At 51.2% G+C, this 18,004-nt stretch carries 13 protein-coding genes, 1 tRNA gene and 1 pseudogene; 3 read left to right on the plus strand and 12 right to left on the minus strand.

Translation table 11 applies throughout. The features are described 5' to 3' along the window. Positions 1 to 126: 126 nt before the first annotated feature. A complete protein-coding gene (locus tag J7400_RS20860) occupies positions 127 to 1,158 on the minus strand; it encodes a hypothetical protein (protein WP_209066093.1) in 1,032 nt (343 codons plus the stop codon). A gap of 821 nt (positions 1,159 to 1,979) precedes the next feature. After that, positions 1,980 to 4,760 carry a DotA/TraY family protein gene (locus J7400_RS20865; RefSeq protein ID WP_209066094.1) on the minus strand — a complete coding sequence of 927 codons (2,781 nt, stop codon included), beginning with the start codon at positions 4,758 to 4,760 and terminating at the stop codon, positions 1,980 to 1,982. 71 nt (positions 4,761 to 4,831) lie between these two features. Between J7400_RS20865 and J7400_RS20870 the strand changes: the two genes are divergently transcribed. Further along, on the plus strand, positions 4,832 to 5,383 hold the full coding sequence (locus tag J7400_RS20870) for a hypothetical protein (protein ID WP_209066095.1): 552 nt from the start codon (positions 4,832 to 4,834) through the stop codon (positions 5,381 to 5,383). Here the strand turns inward: J7400_RS20870 and J7400_RS20875 are convergent. The 7 genes from J7400_RS20875 to J7400_RS20905 all read right to left on the minus strand — a co-directional run bounded on the left by J7400_RS20875 (position 5,380) and on the right by J7400_RS20905 (position 13,373). After that, on the minus strand, positions 5,380 to 6,132 hold the full coding sequence (locus J7400_RS20875; RefSeq protein ID WP_209066096.1) for a LuxR C-terminal-related transcriptional regulator: 753 nt from the start codon (positions 6,130 to 6,132) through the stop codon (positions 5,380 to 5,382). The genes J7400_RS20870 and J7400_RS20875 overlap by 4 nt on opposite strands. Continuing rightward, positions 6,117 to 6,836 (minus strand): helix-turn-helix transcriptional regulator, encoded by a 720-nt coding sequence (locus tag J7400_RS20880; RefSeq protein ID WP_209066097.1) that lies wholly within the window; start codon positions 6,834 to 6,836, stop codon positions 6,117 to 6,119. The genes J7400_RS20875 and J7400_RS20880 overlap by 16 nt, the downstream gene beginning before the upstream one ends. 693 nt (positions 6,837 to 7,529) lie before the next feature. Beyond that, positions 7,530 to 8,036 carry an antirestriction protein ArdA gene (locus J7400_RS20885; protein WP_209066098.1) on the minus strand — a complete coding sequence of 169 codons (507 nt, stop codon included), beginning with the start codon at positions 8,034 to 8,036 and terminating at the stop codon, positions 7,530 to 7,532. Between the two features lie 909 nt (positions 8,037 to 8,945). Continuing rightward, positions 8,946 to 9,893, minus strand: coding sequence for a hypothetical protein (locus tag J7400_RS20890; RefSeq protein WP_209066100.1), 948 nt, complete (start codon positions 9,891 to 9,893; stop codon positions 8,946 to 8,948). 158 nt (positions 9,894 to 10,051) lie between these two features. Further along, complete coding sequence (locus J7400_RS21450; protein WP_209066102.1) at positions 10,052 to 11,989, minus strand: DUF3732 domain-containing protein; 1,938 nt, start codon at positions 11,987 to 11,989, stop codon at positions 10,052 to 10,054. Beyond that, on the minus strand, positions 11,986 to 12,474 hold the full coding sequence (locus J7400_RS20900) for a three component ABC system middle component (RefSeq protein WP_209066104.1): 489 nt from the start codon (positions 12,472 to 12,474) through the stop codon (positions 11,986 to 11,988). The genes J7400_RS21450 and J7400_RS20900 overlap by 4 nt, the downstream gene beginning before the upstream one ends. Next, positions 12,471 to 13,373, minus strand: a complete 903-nt coding sequence (locus tag J7400_RS20905) for an ABC-three component system protein (protein WP_209066106.1) — start codon at positions 13,371 to 13,373, stop codon at positions 12,471 to 12,473. The genes J7400_RS20900 and J7400_RS20905 overlap by 4 nt, the downstream gene beginning before the upstream one ends. Positions 13,374 to 14,065: 692 nt before the next feature. On the opposite strand from J7400_RS20905, the gene J7400_RS20910 reads away from it, so the two are divergent. After that, positions 14,066 to 15,037 (plus strand): hypothetical protein, encoded by a 972-nt coding sequence (locus tag J7400_RS20910; RefSeq protein WP_209066108.1) that lies wholly within the window; start codon positions 14,066 to 14,068, stop codon positions 15,035 to 15,037. Between the two features lies 1 nt (position 15,038). Here J7400_RS20910 and J7400_RS20915 read toward each other — a convergent pair whose 3' ends face one another. Then, on the minus strand, positions 15,039 to 15,803 hold the full coding sequence (locus J7400_RS20915; RefSeq protein ID WP_209066109.1) for a hypothetical protein: 765 nt from the start codon (positions 15,801 to 15,803) through the stop codon (positions 15,039 to 15,041). Between the two features lie 390 nt (positions 15,804 to 16,193). Between J7400_RS20915 and J7400_RS21455 the strand changes: the two are divergent. After that, a pseudogene (locus J7400_RS21455) lies at positions 16,194 to 17,225 on the plus strand (recombinase family protein); the annotation flags it as partial. On the opposite strand, the gene J7400_RS21460 reads toward J7400_RS21455, so the two are convergent. Next, entirely contained in the window at positions 17,226 to 17,555 is a 330-nt protein-coding gene (locus tag J7400_RS21460; protein WP_348540220.1) for a hypothetical protein, read from the minus strand. It lies immediately after the preceding pseudogene. Positions 17,556 to 17,877: 322 nt separating this feature from the next. After that, positions 17,878 to 17,954, minus strand: a tRNA-Met gene (locus tag J7400_RS20925). Positions 17,955 to 18,004: the final 50 nt, after the last annotated feature.

Here is an 18,004-nt window from a genome sequence, read left to right on the forward strand (position 1 = left end):
CACAAGAAGCACCAAGGGGCGAGGCTTGAAGAAGCCGACGCTCAGGATGAGCCGGGAGCTTTCATGATCGAGTGAATTCGGTCTGAGGGACTGCTGAACTTCCGCACCAACGTGTATACGCATCCATTATGTCCAGTGGGAGGGCGCGTTCCAGCGCTTTCGAAGACCCATGCGTTCAATTTTTGCCTTAGTCATAGCGACAGACGCCAGTTGACCATTGGTTCGCCCCACCGTGCTAAGGAGGGAAGCACTTTTCCCTCCCGCGAATCCAATTCCAGCACCAAACAACGAGCCTTCAACGCCCGAAATCGCTGCACCGAGCGCTGCACCGCCCAAGGTAGCGGCAGCCTCAAGAGCGAACGCTGAGCCATGTATGAACCGTTGCCGGCCGACGGACGCAGCTACATCCTCTATTTCTTGTCTTATTTTCTCACGGACCTCTGTAAGTCTATGAACGAGTGATTTAGCGTCAGCAGATGTCATGTTCAGGTTCTCAGACTGAACCATTGAGCTTAGGTAGTCCGAAACTGAACGGCGAAGGCTGGAGTATTCATTTCGGAAAGCTAAGAAATCAGACACCGATAAGCGGCCAATATTGTCTGGAACAAAAAGATCAAGAGAAGCTTGCATGAGTTCCTGCTGGGGACTGTTTAGCAGACGCTCTTCGTCCAGCAGGTGGTCCATGTAGTTTGCTCCGCCGAAAGTAATGCTCGGCAATGCCTCTGCGAAACTGGCTTGTCGAGCCATGCGGCACAAAACGAAATCTGCAAGCAGTGGGTGGCAGATCACACCGTTATTTTCAATCGTTCTGCCTGTCGTTTCGTCAGTGTATTTTCCAGCTCTTGCTGCACAGTTGCTCTCAAAGACCGCGGCATGGACTTGGGCAGGAAACTTTTCTACCGCAACATACTTCCACCCGTAAGTCGATCGGAGGTGCCTAACAGCGCTTTCTTGGCCAGATTCAATGTTTCCAAAGCTGTCCTTCTTTATGAGCGGAACTCCATCCTTGGACATGCCGTCTGACGCAATTCGTATGATATTCTGAATTACCTCCTGAATACCAGCATGGCGCGCCCAAGCATCATATCTGAATTGCGGGTCTATTAATTCAATTAGATTCGAGTCGAACTCGATTAGGGGCCTAACGTGATCGCGCATTCTCACGCCCTCTTGGTCCCCCCCAGGCACAAGGAGAGTAATCTTATCATTGAACAAAAGTATGGAACGCAGGTGTTGAGCGCTTGGTGTGTAGTGAGGGTAATATATCAATTATTCGGCCCCTTGGAACTGTGTCCGTCTAAGGGTCTCCTTCTTTTTCGGAAGGATCAAGCGAAACACGCTGAACAATCCGGATTCGATGTCGTTCTTTGCGAACCGCTCGGGGAGGAACCGGCATCTGATGCCGTGCGCGGTCGGCTCGCTCCGTCCACATAGCTGTCTCCTGCGTGGTGGTAGATGCTGCGCGAGGGCGCCGACGTCCACTTTCGGTAAGCCCGCTGCGGCGCCAAGGCACCGCATGAATGTCGGCTCAGGGCCGTTGCTTTGATCTGCACAAGCGAAGGCTTGGATGGTGATCAAGGTCCGCTGTGGGCTCTTTGTTGAATGCGCTGCACATTGTCTGAACGGCTGGTCTGGAAAACGGAGGACTTCCAGAGGCCACGCCATTGCCGACCTCCCGACTTGAGGCCTTAGAAAACTCTGTCCTGAAATCACGACTGAATATCTACGCTCAACGAAGTAAATTGAAGATGGGTAGTCAGACAAGCGCAGGCATCGGAAAATAATCTGAAATTCCTATTCGCCTTTTATGTGAGCCGGAGCCTATGATTGCAAGCTCGTTGCAAACAATGTGGGTCCATCCGCAGGTATTCCGGGTTTGGGGTGCTGGATAGATGCAAATAATGCGGACCGAAAGTCAGGATGATTGCTGGTTGAACTGCTTATGTTTGCAGGTCATGACAGCTAGGACTGAAGACTTACTATTCAATGCTCACCCGTTGTGGGCCGTCATCATTCATATCCCGTCCAGCCGCCAAATTGCCTTTCCGACGCTTGTTTTCGCCAAACGCTTTGTGACCACCAGATGCTGAACCCCGAATTCCCCCGAGTATCTGGTTTCCAGCAACCACACCCGCTGCCACCACTTCACGTGATCCATTGATGGGGTCACTTCGGCTGTCACTAAATGGCGTGATGCCCGCACCCAACCAGCGCAACATGCCTTTGGGCACATCATCTATCATTTTGAAGCACATCAAAGCGATGTTGTAGATCAAGAACACATAGATGATTGTGTAAACAAACACGCCAAAAGCCCCGATGGAGTTGTTGGCAATGTCGCTTTGCGTGATGGCCGTGGCTGCATTAAACAGCGTTGAGAAGAAATAGACCGCAGCCCCAAAGAGCACGTAGCCGCCAATCAATCCAAATATGATCAAAGCGGGACGTAATAGGATCATCAGCAAGAGTTGATATCCTCCAAGCGCCGCTGGCCCGGGCATACCACCTTCTTCAATTCTCAGATGTGCCAAAGCCCAAAGTGGCATAGCCACGATGGCTTCAAATATTTCCAAAACCCAGCCCATCACCGCGAAGGCAAAGTAAACAAAAGGGATGATTGGCAAAATGTAGGCCAAGAAGATCCCAGCAACCAATGCAATTGCAGCAAGGGCAAAAACTATGGACGCTGCAGAAGCCGCAAGATCACCAACAAAGGCTACGCCAGCTTTGGCTGGACCGGATAGTGTTGGCATTGCACCTGCAACATTGCCAGCAACTGCGCCACCAACACCCAATGCAGTGCCCAATCCCAAAAAGGCAAACGAACGGTTGAGCATGCCATGTCCTGCAGCAGCCAGACGCACCATCGGATCTAAGGTTGGATTGTCCTTCAACTGATAAATATGTTTTGATCCGACAAGAGAAATCAACGTTTTAGACAGCCAGCCTGTCTCTCCCGCCGCATTGGCTTCTTCCAATCTGGCGTCTTTATAAAGCGGCGAATGTTCTGGAACGCTGTCCACAATAGCGTCGCTAAAGTCATTGGCTGCACGTGTGATGGTTTCTTCGATCTTGCCTGTGATTTGTCCTGGCAACCGGTACCGGCTCACACCAAAGAACTTACCAAGAGCGCCGCGTTCATTACTCTCCACATCTGTGGCTTGAAACAAAATATCCAAGGTCGGAATCGCAGAAGCCACCGCATCCATATAGCGCTGATTGATGGTGCCCAGCGTTCCATACCAAAGTCCCGCTGCGCCCCAACCGCGATCCACCATAACATCATAGCCGCCGCTCTTGGCGTATTCCGCCTGCGCAATAGAGTCATAAGATGCCAAGATCTCCAGATTGATGTTCTCATGGGTCTGCTCGCTGACCTCTTTGAGCAACTCAGGGATAAATTCCAAAGTGCTCTCGTCACCATACCCAGGCTGCTTCCGCACGGGTATGTTATAGGCCGCAATTGCTCCTGCAGCCGGTTTTACCGCGTCAGAGATCCGTTTGATCTCTTTGAGATATACCTCTTTGATCTGCTGGTGCACCGTTCCAAGACGCTGTTCCATATCTTTGCCAACCAGAGGCAAATTCCACCACCAGCGTTCTTCTTCCAAAGTCACGCTGCTTCCATCTGCAAAGACGTCAAACTCCGTAATGGAAACACTGATGCGTCCACATGTAAAATCTGTGGCCTTCTTCCCAGCGGGGTTGCGTGACCACGACAAGACTACATCATCATTTGCCGCGCGCGCCGTCTCAACCATGACAGACGGGTTGGAGAAGCTGGGTTCAACGGAGGTACGTCGTCCCGTCACCTGCAGGATCTTCACCTCTTGGGTGTCAGAGGCCGCCGCCTGATTATATGCAGCAGCACAGACTTCATTCAAAAATATGCGTTGCACCAAAGCAGAGGTGCTTTCTCCTGCGGGTTTGTTCACGATGTTCTGTCCAGAGGTGACAGAGCCCACAAAGGTTGTCCAAGCCTGTGTTCCAAGACCTGATCCCATCTTAGCAACCCACAAGGTGAGATATTGTGCGGAGTTCAATCCGCTGCCAAGCGGCACCAAGAGGCCTAGCGCAATGACAAGTCGCACCGGTGCCCAAAGACTGTCGAAACGACGACCAAAAGGCGTGCCGGTCTTCGCGGCTTCCCCTACCACCGTCATCACAAAATAGATAACGATAATCACAGCAATGACCATGGTGGCGGCACTGTAGAACCCCAACATGGCTTGTAGTGCGGTGTAAACCGGTGTTCCCATCGGTTGAGAGGCAGCCCCAAACACACCTAGGTTTGGGCCAAAGACCTGTTCTAAAAAGATGAACACCACATCAGTGCTGACATTGTCAGAAGGCGTTGAGAAATAGCCACCAGAGGCCATCGCAGGGCGCACATCTAACACAGCTATGGCAGCGATGATGAGCAGTTGTACGAAGATCATGACAATCCCGGCGACAACCGCACAGAAGATCATGATCTGATCCAGATACGCCCATGACCATGTGAGGTGAGAGGCAGCTTCCGCCAACAAGTGTTTTACGCCAAAGCGACCGATATTTTGGCTCTTCAAGGCTGGATGATTGGCAGGAAGGAGACGTGCGGATCTTAAAACAAGAGCAAGAAGATAGGCGAAATAGCCAAAGTGATATCCAAGGGCGCGCAAACGCGGGATAATCTCTGGTCGAGTGGCATAGCGCCAGACTGCCTGCGCTGTCGCCTTGTTCATAATCCCCTGATCAGAAAATACTCCATCTTTATTCATAATGCCTCAATTCAATTTATTTCTTATTTTAATATTAATTTTCTAAAAATTGGTTAATAATATATACCAATATGGACAATTCAAGAATACTTAATATCGCAAAGACCTTATCTAAACAGATCCCCGACAACTTAAACGCATCTGAACGTGCTGATCTATTTGCCTATTTTGCGGTTGAAATGAAGCTCATCCACCTCTTGCGACTTGAAGCCAGACCGCCCAATCCAAACTACGTTCCAATCCCCGCTCTGGCGCCGGAAACCTATCGCCGCCGCGAGAACAAACGCGAGAAACCACCTGAGTTTATCGCACGCGTCTATAAAAAATGGTTGGGGAAAGGCCTCGCTCGCAATCACCTGCTCAATCTAGATCGCCCGCTGTATGATGCGCTCTACAACTGGCTCAAGAAAAACAAGATGCCGGAAGATTTGGATCTCCCCATGCTCAAAGAGCTCAATGACAGACAACTCGCAGAGTTGGGCATTGAGGATGGAGAAACGCTCCCCCATCCCTCGTTCGGACTATCGATGCGTGATGAATTGCGTCTGTATCATGCGTCCATGACACGTGCGCGGGCAAAGGGGAAAGAAGACAAAAGCGCGGAGAAGCAAGATACAGATTAGACCTCGATCCAATTGTTGGTCAGTGCCTTCGCCAAAGCTTGCTCTTTGGTTCGCACCCTCAGCTTTTTTTTGAGCTGTGAAAGATGCAAGTTCACCGTTGAGTCCGAGATGCTCAGCTTATCCGCAATGCCACCAAGCTGGTATCCCGCAGCGAGGAGTTGCAATATCTCCCCTTGGCGTTTGGAAAGAGGTGACGCGATATGCTCCTGAACGATGAGTTGTTGCATCCGACAATGAGCCGTATATGTGGCAACCGACAAAACACCGCTGATTTCGTCCATTCGAACTCGAAACAAGCGTTCATCTTCTTCAAAACCTAAGCCTGCGCCAGCTCCGCAAAATGCTCCGTGCTTGTTTGGTAAAGCAAACGAAACCGCGTTGCGTTGACCAAACAGACGCAAGCGTTCCAGGCCAATATGCTTTCCTTCTGGTGTGGCTTTAGGATTACTTCGGTCAATGTCGGCACCCCAAAAGAACATCGGCACTCCTGCGCGGACGGCTTGCGGCACGTGCGAGTGCCGAGCCACGTCTTTAGTACCTTCAGCTTTGACGACCCAATCAGGAAGCGTTGTTGCTCGAAAACTGCTCTCTTCCGCACCAAGAAACACATGCGTGACGATTGCACCTGCATCCTGTGCAAAATGCAAAAAGCGGTCGCCAGCCTGACGCGCAGTCTTGGCACCCCCCACACCTTCGACAAAATCCATCAACTCATAGTTCAATCGGGACATGGTCAAATTGATATCCATCCATGCGTCAGAGCAATAGCTAGCGCTTGCTCTTTGGTCCGTGTCCCAAGTTTCTTTTTCAGCTGAGAAAGATGCAGGTTTACGGTGGAGTCGGAAATGCTGAGGCGATCAGCAATCGCCCCAAGCTGATACCCAGTTGCAAGCAACTGCAACACTTCGGTTTGCCGCTTGGAAAGAGGCGAGTCTTTGACCTCTCTTGAGAGCAACAACTGAATGCGACTGTGTGCTGCGAAAGAGGCTACTGCCAAGCTTCCACAGATCTCGTCCATGTTCTTTAGGAAGGCGTCACCACGGTCTTCAAACCCAATGCCGACGCCAGCCCCGCTGTACCGACCCCCTCCATCGGGCATCGGGAAAGTCACAGAGCTTCTCTGCCTGCAAGCGTCATGGCGAAATCGACTGATTTCCCGATCCACCTCAGGCAGGTTCGAAGCATCTTTATCCAGGTCAACGCCCCAAAACACACGCGAAACACCTGCTTTAACTTGCGCGATCACCTTGGAGCCTTCGAGCCCCGCCTGTGCATGTTCATGGTCCAATAGGGCGGAAGGGAGAGTTGTCGCACGAAAGCCACCTGGTACGGTCTGCATAAACATATGCACAACCGACGCGCCCTGCGCTTGGGCAAATTTAGTGAACTGCTGCCCAGCCTCAAAGGCGTTAGACGACGACCCCAGCTCATCGACAAAATTCAACAAATGCAAACCTTAAGCACCAATGCAATATAGAGATTTCTCTATATTTCGCGATTTCGCCGATTGAGGCAACACACTTCCATGCTCTGAAGAACCTGAACGCACAGGAGGTCAAAAATGCATGTTTGTCCATTTTGTAAAATTGGGCTCAAGCCGGCTGCCACGGTTTGCGCCGGATGCGGGGCGCGTGAAGGATGTGCAGACAACAACAAACGCGGCCTTCATACTAAAGCGAGCCTGATTTCCCTCTCGATTTTCCTCTTCATCGTGATGGTCTTGGGGTTGGCCTTCCGCAGTTTCGGTTGCCTTTTGTTAAGCATAGCACATCAGCCCCATCGGAGTCCGTCATCGCTGTTTTCCAAAGATATTTTGATGGATTCTGAACTGCCAAAACCATTCTCACAGCCGCTTTCAAAGGGACCCCTTTTGAGCGGGCATCACTCAAACGAGGTTTCAATGATCTATCTTAAAACTCACCGAAACAACCATGCGGGGGGCAACGCATGACCATGCAAGACGCAACCATCTACGTTTTAGGTAGTAGTATTGGGTTATTGGTCGGTCTTTTCATCTGCCATTGGTTGCTTGGGGACGGTTGGGCATTTCACCTAGTAGGTTTTTTGGTGTTGCTATTGGCTCTCAGAGGATGTGTTGAGCCTTTTTTCCACCCTGTCCGCTAAACTTGCCGCACTTCAAAGGAAGCTAGTCAGCTCGGTAAATCAACATTTCGCCTGCGATCTCGGTTTCTGTGTAGTCATGAGAAAGGTCGCAGGCGATAGCGTCTAAATCAATGTAGCGTTCCAGTTGTTCGGGAATGTCGCCAAATAGACCTTCTTCGACCATCTGTTCTGCCAGCTCTTTCATGTTATCTAGGTGATACAGATCCACACCAAATTCTTCTGGATAGACGTCCTCAGGATCAAAGCTGTGCCCTGCCTCACCAACAGCGATGATGAAGATTTTCTTCTGGTAGTCTTCCCACTCGTCGCATGCTTTGAAGTAACCCCCAATACTCGCCTGATTGACGCCCCATGCTTTGGCTAATGCAAGGTCAATGTCTTCACCATCGATGAACTGGATTTCGTACTCTTCGACCACCTCACCAAAGGCCTTGCGGTTCATCTTCGCCTTGTTGGCGTAGTCTTCAGTGCTTTCAAAATAAAAACCGTTTGCGTCTAGGTCATATGGTTGTGCGTGTAGCTGCGGCATGTGTCTATCTCCTCTCGTCTCTGACGGGTTGCATATGCAACCGTCTGGCTTCCGCCGAGGAGCGGGGGTGCAAGGATCAAAGGTGCCGCAGGCAGGACCAGAGCCACGCGCAGGTGCAGCGCAGCGAACCGAGCATGGCGAGGACCCACCCTTTGAACCGCGCGGGGGCGGCAGCCCTAGTCTGTCATGGGGTATTGGGGAGAGGACATATCTCCCCAATTGCGGGTCAAACGCGCAGATCGTTTTGTCGGATTCAGCTTCGACAAGCTGGCGGCATTCAATCGGCGGACGGTTGATCAGGGTTCTTAGGGGCAGGAACGCCCTTGATGTTGATGGGTGCAGGGAGAACGAAATCTCACCTGCGAGGGATCAAACACCGATATGTTTGCTGGCTGAGGAAAGGGTCAACACCTGACATCAGCCATAGCTGGAGGGATGCAACGGGAGCGCGCAGCGGGCTCCTTTGCCAAGATGTGTGGTACTACCACACACATCTTGCACCAACACTAAGATCCATTGAGAAGAGTAAAACGGCCGGAAGGCAGCAATTCTCTGCGGCTGCGAAGTTTCCCCAACGCGCGGTGAATAGGCGGCCAATCACACCTATTCAAGCCTTAGACCCTGTGCCGTGTTCCATACAAATGTCAGCTATGCGCAGAAAGCGGTCTTTGCAAAGTCAGGGTCGTAGGGCATGGCGGACCCACGTGACTGGCCCTTACCAACCATTCGTCATATCCGGCCACACCGCAGCGCGGTTGCCCCAACCGGATCTTCGACAAACAAGCAGCCGCAATGCAGCAGTTACCAGATCGGTCCTTGGCAACTGGGTGCATAGTTCGCCCCTAGAATGCTGCAGGTGCGAGATCTTTCCTGGTAGTCAGTGACCGACATGCGGCCTCAAAAACAACTTTAACTTCCGTCGCTGAAGCTACCGCAAGTGTGGCACCAAGCTGTATCGTAGTCTTCGTTGCCGTCTGACAGTACATTGCCTGGGCATTCGTCTTGGGGACATTCATCACGCCGGACAGGGAAATTTCTCTCACACATCCAACACCCTAGGGTGGCGCTGTCTATAAGGTGGGCGGTTTTTACATTGCCATCATATGTCCAGTCCGACCATTTTGTTCGTGCTTCTTCCACACAGTCATAGCAGAAGTACCTCCGCTTTGACTTAGCCTCCCCGAAGAGCCTCTTGAATTGACCTTTTCCAAGAAGGTTTACAATAATTGGAAAGTACTCAAAAACGTCGCTATGTGCGCTTGCGATGCGTCCGTCATGGAAAAAGGAGCGGCGCCCGCTTGAAACGCTTCGAACCCACTCTCCGAGCCAGCTTCTCTCCGGCCACAGTTCGCTGAAAAGGGTCACAAGGCTTTCAACCAGATAATCGGTCGAAAAATAGCTATAAGCATCACCCAGGTGGATCGCTTTGTTTCGGAGGCGCCGCAGGTGGCCGAATTGCTCAATCAGCTTGTCAGAAATCGGAGTGTCACAAAAGGTGTTGATTGCTCCAGGTAGATCGACCGCATGGACAGTCCGCAGATCCGTAAAGTCGACTTGCTCACTGGATGTCGAGTAGCGGGCTTCCTGACCGAGAAGCAAGAGAAACGGACTCGTTGCGCAGAGCTTGGCCTTCAGTGCTAGCTCTGCAGACTGGGAGGCAAGATTGGTTATGGTTTCAAAGTCTTTTTGAGAAACGTCAAGATACTCTTGCCATTCAGTAGGCCATTGTTCTTTCCCGCCTTCAAATGAGCTGTCAAAGTCTTCAAAAACTTCAGCCATACGTGTCCAGGCTTGGAAATAGAGGATCAGAGCAAAGTCATTCAGCTTGTCCGCTGAGGGTGTGTTCACGATAGGCATCTTACCGGAATCCAGTCGAGCTGTGAGGTTGATCGTCCGATAGTGTTTTGCGCGCTCTTGCGAGCTCCAAGATCGGGTTAGCGAAAGCTTAGATGTCGTGAATAACTGAGCACGAGAGCGCCCAAGCGCTCAACATGCACCTTTCGACCTACCTTTACTTATTGCTGTATCCACTCCTCAGGAACTAAGGCAGGCGGTTTGGTCCACGGGTCTTCTACCAACGCCTTTTGAAACCAATCATCTCTTAGGTTCGCGTGCTCGGTTACAATGATTTGAAAACCGGGAACGTGCTCCTGAGTGTAGTCATAAAGCAATCGGAAGAGCCTGCGCACGGTCTCCATATCCGCGTCGCTCTCCGTTTTTTCGATCGAGCCTCCCAGCGCCTCATAAATCTCTTCACTCGGAAAATAAACTTGAGAAGGCTGGTCGATCATCAAGAAGCGAGGAATCGGATGATCGCCCTGCGAAGCAAAACGATGAAGAGAAAGGAGTGCGCCCAAATGGTAGGCAAGGTGGTTTTCACCTCCTCCGGTACGCTCCATATACGTTAATCGGTCAGGCCGGTCGAACACGATCGTCAAGTTGCGTAAATCAAACCTTGCTGGAAAGTGGCCGAATTCACCACCTAGTTCTGTTACATACCCTGAAATCATCGAAGAAATCCCGTTGATAACAGAGAGCAACCTTTCCTGGGTATCGTCGCGTCCAATTTGCCTTTCTAGGGCCGCTATTCTGTTCCTTAAACGCGACTGAACTCCTTCGAGCTTATACAACTCTTCGTCTGTCACGAAGTTCTCTAAGAACAGACTGATGCGACCAACAACTCGAGCCGCAGCAGTATTTCGGCTTCCCAGCTCAGCAATCTGCTCGTTTGCAGAAATTGCAGCCGCGAGCTCCTCTTCTTTGGTTATAATCGTCTGACTCAACCGGTCAACTTCGGCCTCCTTCTCGATCACAAAGGCCTCCAGATGCGGTTTCTCAGTCTCAATGGCTTTCATTTCGTCATCAAGGGACTCCAGCTCTTTAAGCAATGTTTGTGCAACCGGAGTATCCAGCCCCAAGTCTTTGCTCGCAAAGGGCCATTGCCAGCTTCCGTCTTCTCTCCTGGGTAGAGCGCCAATCGAGGCCAGCCGATCTCTTTGCTCACCAGCTTCGAACTCAAAATCAGAAGCCCGAAGCGCGAATTTCTTCGCACTGTCGATCTGCTTACGGATACTCCGGCGGTCCTCGCGCAGATTCACAAGCTCCTGTTCTAGACTCGCAATTCGGCTCCCATCTTCCTCAGGAACAGGTGTTGGTCGCCATTCTGAGGCACGCTGCAAAACTTCGATTACCGAGTGTTCATCAACTTCTGAAACATCAAGAACGCCCACAGATCTAGCTTCGGACAATAGGCTCAGGCTCTTATCCGTCGATTGCTCTACATCTAATTTAGCTTGGTCTAGGCTCTTCTGGTTAATACGAGATTGCCTTTGAAGAGAGCGTAGTTCGGCGGTCAACTTGAACTTTTCTACTGATGCGGCACCGAACAGGATTGGGAAGGTGTCTCTGATCGATTGAGGTTGGTGGTCCTCGTTTTGTCGATAGAGAAGCTGATCCTTGCTCGCGACAAACCCTTGTTTTTGAAACAGATAATAGTGTGTGTGCTTCACGTTTGCATCAAAGCTTACACGAGAATGTTCCATTGAAACATCAGTCGTGTTCTCTGGGATGCCCAGCAATCGCGACAAAAGAGCTTCAACTCCAGTGTCGTTGTCATTGACTTGCAGATCGTCAAACAGAGGAAATGGTAAGTTTTTTCCACGCTTCACCATAGCGGTGCTGCACTCAGTTGCACCTGTTTTGGGAGCAGGCTTTGCGACAAGTACTTGCTCACCCTCAAATTGATAAATTACTGCATACCACGAAACGTTCTCTTCAATTACCCCGTCGGGCACATTGAAGGTTGAGCGGCCCATGCAGTACTCGATTATCTCGGACAAGGCGGATTTCCCGGTCGAGGATCGCCCAGTGATTACGTTAAGACCGTTTGCATTGAATTTTACGTCACGCCTGACGCCAAGCTTATTAAAGATATGGATTGAAGAAATTTTCACGGTCGCACCCCCAAAGAAGCATAAATAGTTGCCCGATCAGAAATACGTGCGAACTGACGCCCAAGATACTTGGCAACTCGCTGGCACTCTCGGTTCTCTTCTGTTCCAGAAACTGCCTTTCTAACGGATCTTGGCCTTATCATAAGTGTGCCGAATTCGCTTACATCCAAGCAACCTTTGCTCGCGAGAAGTGACAGGCCCTCTTGGCAAAACGGAAACATGTTCGTCGCCCGAGCAGGAAAGTCGACCAATAATTGCGGGCGCTCTTCAACAACCTTGAGAAAGTAGCTCTTATTCGCTGCGGCTAAGATCAGGCGCGTGTTTTTGTGCAAGCAAAGCGGAAGAATGAGCAGCGAAAGTGAATACGGCATCCCTTTTCCACACGTCTCCTCATGCTCATTAATCGCCCTGGCGAGCAGAAGTCCACAAAACGCTGGGTTAAAGAGATTTCTAATTTCAAAGGGGCGCTGATCCCAGGGCTTCAATTTGTAGTCTCCAAAATTCCCTCAATCCTTTCTAAGAATCTCGGGTGCCAGTGTACCTTCGGCTTAGGTCGAGCGTTCGCCAAAATGTGAAAGGCTCCGCGAACGACAAAAGGTTCTGCCACACGTTCTCGAATTCGTAGGTTTCCCGTCTCGAACTCCACCCACTTGAACAACTCTTTGCCAGCGGCCACCAACTTTTCTTCTGGAGAATCTTCGCGCAGAGCCTCAAAAATCAAGCTCTTGTAGCGTCCCCATTCTTCGACCAGGCGATCCTCGTAATCTTCCATCTCATCCTGCACCAGCAAGTCCTCACGCGCCCAGCTCGATCGTTGTTCGAACGCGCGGTAGTAATCAATGATGGCGGACTGAATACGTTCGGTGGATGTTCCAATGCTTCGCAACTGCCGCACGAACATCCGATCGTCGGTCTCTGGGCTAATCCCTTCTGGCTTCTTTTTACGGAATGTGATTGGCAAATTGTCAGATCGGTACTCTTCCGCGATTGCGGCCAGTTTGTCTGATACCTCGGCTCCATAAATCGCCTCAGTTTTTTCGCCGGAGATTTGGCGGATCGTTATGTCATTCCACCAACCCTCAAGACGCTCCATGACTGCCGATCGATACTCGCGCCTAACTGTTCTCAAGAGACGGTCCGATAGGAGATCAGCGATTTCTGTAATACGTGGGCTCGCATCGAAGATAGTAATCCTGTCGAGAAAGTCCGCACGTTCCTCTTCAAGCAATTCTAGGTATTCTTCTTTCACTTCGCCAATAACCTTGGAAGTGCTAACGTTCATTGCCGCTGCGAACTCTTCGGTTTTCGGTTTGGTTGCCACATAAGCGATTGATAAAAACGCTCTCAAAAATGATTGCTCTGAAACAGACGCTGTCGTGAACATGAAAAACTGCAACTGACAAGCTGACCTTCCTGAGGTCTTAAACCGATCTAGCCATATCCTAACCGATTTCCAAAAGTCAGTACTCAAGTCTGTCAGCGTACTCCCAGAAGATCTGTGCTTAAGCGACGCTAGCGAGCGATTATCACCGTCTCCTACAAACTCCAAGTCATCTTGGCCTTCTATCAAGACGCCAGTACGCTCAGGCTGCTCAATGAGTTTGAGTAGCGCCAACCTTGGCTGGTACATGTACCCTAGACCCTGTGGTCCAGCGGAGAACTTATCGCCAGTTCCCATACTCAAGGTTCTTTCTAAATTTCAAAACAATCCAGAAGCGACTTCGACTTCGATCAATATCGCCTAGATATGTACCCCTAAAAGTTGAGAGCTGTAAATTGAATTTTTGAACTGTCATGATCAATTGCCGAGGAGCCTCAATGGTAGAAGTCGTCTAAACGAAGGAAAACCAAGCCGTTCGCTGCGATCTTGGCGCAGGCTATTCAGATCACTCCAATCGGTAGGGGAACGCGAATCTGGGACTAAATTGCAAACGGTTGACTAGGCTAACTCCAACAAACAATTTGGGTTTTAGCTGGCTTTACATCCGTGACGCGACAGCTAGCTTTGCTACCAACAGATGGAGACTATGACTATGAAGGTGGCATATGATCTGCTGAGGTTGGTTTGATTTGCGGATGTCTCGGTCTCAGCGTTCACCCGATCATCAGCCTTTTGAAGCGACCATCGCAGCCCTCAAAACTGCGTACCTCCACGATGAGGCAGACATAGCACTCAGCTTCTCCCCCATGGCAGCGCTAAACGCCAGTGCTAGCGCCGTCGCAGGCGGCTACGCCATTCATCTCGCGGACACGTTCAAAGATCGTTTAGACGATCTGTTCAATCAACTCTTGAGACAATCCGACGTGATGGATTGGATGGAAGAGCCGGATGCGGTCGGCACTATCGAAGACCTACCCGAAGCCCGCCGCATTACGGCAACCTACCTTAGCAAGCTGTGCCTGGATTTCATAGTCAATCATGAGTTGGGACATATCCTCTGCGGTCACTTGGAGGCACTGACCGATCTCGGAGAAGACAGTCAGATCGCCGAACTTAATGTTGTAGAGCTTGCGGGTGGCACCGAAGACCCGCTCAAACAAATCTGGGAGATCGACGCAGACCTTGTTGGAGCGTCTCTATTGCGAGCGCAGCTCGACGAACTTATCCGCATAGTCCTCAATTCAGAGATAGGCAGCGTCACGCGTCATATATTTGGCCCACCAAAGATCGCCCGAGAACACTGCATTTCATTGGTGACGGTTGCGCTCTACTGTCTGTTTCGCTTTCTTCGCGATGCTGCTGAACAACTCAACATGAAGGGTGATCACCCTGATCCCCTCGTAAGGGCCTTCTATATCCGCAACGCACTCGTCCCAGCCGCCTTAGAACGGCACGAGATCGATTTGGATATGTTTGACGAACTCTTCACTGCCCGCTTTGAAGAATTCGATGATGCTTTGGAACACCTCGGTTTTTCGTCGACGCTCACCCAGAACGATTTGGGTATTGCTGCGATCAACGACGCTGTTTCTGAGCTGCTAAAAAGCCGACGCGAGATCAATGATCCAGCAAAAGACCATCGCCGCATAGAGTGGCCTGCAGAATAGGTCAGACCACAAATTGAATCGTGGTCTCCGTCGCGACCGCCTTCAGCACATCTTGTTTTTTTGTTATCCCTTCAATACTCGGAATGAGATCCCCGGACGCTGAGTACACAAAGACAAATCGCTTCGGCACCGCGCCTTTGTGCTCAACCAGATACTTAGGCTCTAACTTGCCGTTTCTGGGTAAAACAGATGATCCCGCAATGGCTGGCACGCGCAAACGGCGCTGGTCATCGCCAAGCGGTATAGAGTGCCATGCGCCTTCATCTTCCTGGAAGGCCACCACAAATCCATCCAATGGCGCGTCAATCTTGAAGTAGAACTTTTGCCCCAACCGAACATAAGGTGCTTCGGATTGTGTTTCATCTGCGAGCGTTACGACGCCCAAAGATGGCTTGCTATCAGAAGCCTGTTTGACAATCTCGATAGAGCCTTCTTGCAAGTACCGCTCCAAGAACGCATCCCAATCTGACGTCCTTGGCACTTGGAACAGTTCTGGATACTTATTTTGCGCTGCTTGGAAGTGGTTCTTCGCAAGCCACTCATGGATCTTATGTGCCTTCTTCCAGGCGTAGTTCCCACGGGAGAAGTTCTTGTACCACTCAGGATGATCGCTGACGGTTTCGCCGGTTATTTCGATAACGAGCTCCCTGAGCTTGTCGCTGTCAGTCCCACAGAGATCACGCATCAGGTCATAAAGTTGCCGGGTCGGCTCATTGCGCTCCACAGAACTTGCAGCGGCCCAATCCAGCTCATGGAACTCATGCATTTTCCTACCCCTGACTATCCTGCCCTTACCACTGAACTATAGGCAGAACGGGACTAGTGTCACGCATGCGTATGTAATCATTGAGTTAAATTTCTTGCGATTTCTCAATCGTTTGTCATAGGGTGAGCGCTTTGCGTTCCAAAGGGTGGAACGAGGAAGCAATAATGCCCTGTGGGTAGAAAGGAAAAAACCGTTGACCGAGCGCCGTGACACAAGCGAGACTCAAGTAAGCTCAACCCAACCAGTGGCTAAAGGCCAACTGGAGGAGTTGGTACGCTTCCTCGCGCGGGCAGCAGCGGAAGCGGATTTCCAGGAATTTGTACTCGCACCCGCAGAACCTGACTGTGGAACGCAAGACAATTCGCGCTGCCCGCAGAAAGGACGCCCTACATGAAGGACATAAACCGCAAGCGCGTTGCGATCTACGCGCGATACTCATCAGACCTACAAACCGATAAATCCATCGAAGACCAGATCCGCGTCTGCCAACAACGCGCCAGCCAAGAAGGCTGGGATGTGGTCGAATGCTACACAGACCACGCCCTTTCTGGGGAGAACCTATTCCGCCCAGGCATCCAAGCCCTACTGAGCGCTGCTCCAACAGGCCAATTCGACATTGTGCTGTCAGAGGCCTTGGACCGTATAAGTCGTGACCAAGAAGGCGCTGCAAGAGTCTTCAAGCAACTGCGCTTTAATGACCAACAGATATTCACCCTATCGGAAGGGTTCATAAATGAGCTGCACATTGGGTTCAGCGGAACCATGGGCGCCATGTTCCTCAAAGAGCTGGCCAACAAAACTCGCCGGGGTCTGCAAGGCCGCGCCGTCAAAGGTAAGAGCGCAGGTGGCATCGTCTATGGCTACGACGTGGCCCATGAAGTCGGCTCAAACGGCATAATCGAGCGTGGGGGCCGCAAGATCAATGAAGCCCAGGCCAAAGTCGTCGAACGCATCTTCAAAGCCTATGTCACTGGTCAATCTCCAGCGTCGCTCGCCAAACAACTCAATGCAGAGAATGTGCCTGCCCCCAATGGCGGGGCTTGGGGGCCAAGCACAATCTATGGCAACCGGGAACGTGGCACCGGCATCCTGAACAACGAACTCTATATCGGGCGTCAGATCTGGAACCGACTGCGCTACATCAAAAATCCTGAGACCGGCAAACGCATCTCCCGTATGAACTCCGAAGACCAATGGGTTATCACAGAGGTGCCAGACCTGCGCATCATTGACCAAGACCTCTGGGACAAGGTCAAAGCGCAGCAGGGCGTCCATAACAAGGCCGACAAGCCACTGCATCAGCGCAACCGCCCGAGCTACCTGCTTTCCCATCTGGTCAAATGCGGCTGTTGTGGTGGCGGCTACGCCATGCACAACAGAACCCACCTGTCTTGTTCCACAGCAAAGAACAAAGGCACTTGCTCAAATAAGCTGACCATCAAACGCGAAGATCTGGAAGCCAAAGTGCTTCATGCGCTCAATGCCAATCTTATGGATGAACGCCTCGTGGAGATCTTCTGCCAGGAATATACCAAACGCATGAACGAGCTGCGCCGCGAACAAAATGCGGCACGTTCGTCCTTCGTCAAAGAGCAAGTCAAGCTCACACGTGAGAAAGATAAAATCGTGCAGTCGATCTGTGATGGCGTCCCAGCAGAAATGCTCAAAGACCGCGCTGTTTTCATCAATGACCGCCTCAAAGAGCTTGAGACGCTTCTGACCGCGCAGCCTGAACAAAAGGTGATGTTCCACCCCAATATGAGCGCGCGCTACAAGCAGGAAGTCGCAAACCTCATGACAACGCTCAACAACCCTGAGCGACGCGTAGAGGCGTCACAGCACCTCAGAACGATGATCGATAAAGTGGTCCTCACCCCCGATGAGGGAGGTGACGATCTCACCATCGATCTCATCGGTGACTTGGCAGGTATCCTGTCAGTTGCCACCTCGTCAGAAAGCAGCCGCGTCGCAGCGGAGCTTTCTAAACTTCAACCTTTGCAACAAGACCTTAGCTCTCAAACGCACACAGCCCCGCAACGGGGCTGTGTGTATGCGCTTACCTCGCAAGAGGTGCTGGTTGCGGGAGTAGGATTTGAACCTACGACCTTCAGGTTATGAGCCTGACGAGCTACCGGGCTGCTCCATCCCGCGACGCTTTTGATCTTGGGCCTTTTTTGGCTTTAAGATCTGTCGCCCTTCAG

It is taken from the genome of Shimia sp. R9_2, assembly GCF_017743735.1.
Lineage (GTDB): Bacteria > Pseudomonadota > Alphaproteobacteria > Rhodobacterales > Rhodobacteraceae > Shimia.

Coding starts and splice junctions, on each gene's coding strand:
- J7400_RS20860 (WP_209066093.1), bottom strand. CDS start 1,158: ATGCGCGATCACGTTAGGCCCCTAATCGAGTTCGACTCGAATCTAATT.
- J7400_RS20865 (WP_209066094.1), bottom strand. CDS start 4,760: ATGAATAAAGATGGAGTATTTTCTGATCAGGGGATTATGAACAAGGCG.
- J7400_RS20870 (WP_209066095.1), top strand. CDS start 4,832: ATGGACAATTCAAGAATACTTAATATCGCAAAGACCTTATCTAAACAG.
- J7400_RS20875 (WP_209066096.1), bottom strand. CDS start 6,132: ATGGATATCAATTTGACCATGTCCCGATTGAACTATGAGTTGATGGAT.
- J7400_RS20885 (WP_209066098.1), bottom strand. CDS start 8,036: ATGCCGCAGCTACACGCACAACCATATGACCTAGACGCAAACGGTTTT.
- J7400_RS20890 (WP_209066100.1), bottom strand. CDS start 9,893: ATGCCTATCGTGAACACACCCTCAGCGGACAAGCTGAATGACTTTGCT.
- J7400_RS20905 (WP_209066106.1), bottom strand. CDS start 13,373: ATGTTCACGACAGCGTCTGTTTCAGAGCAATCATTTTTGAGAGCGTTT.
- J7400_RS20910 (WP_209066108.1), top strand. CDS start 14,066: ATGTCTCGGTCTCAGCGTTCACCCGATCATCAGCCTTTTGAAGCGACC.
- J7400_RS20915 (WP_209066109.1), bottom strand. CDS start 15,803: ATGCATGAGTTCCATGAGCTGGATTGGGCCGCTGCAAGTTCTGTGGAG.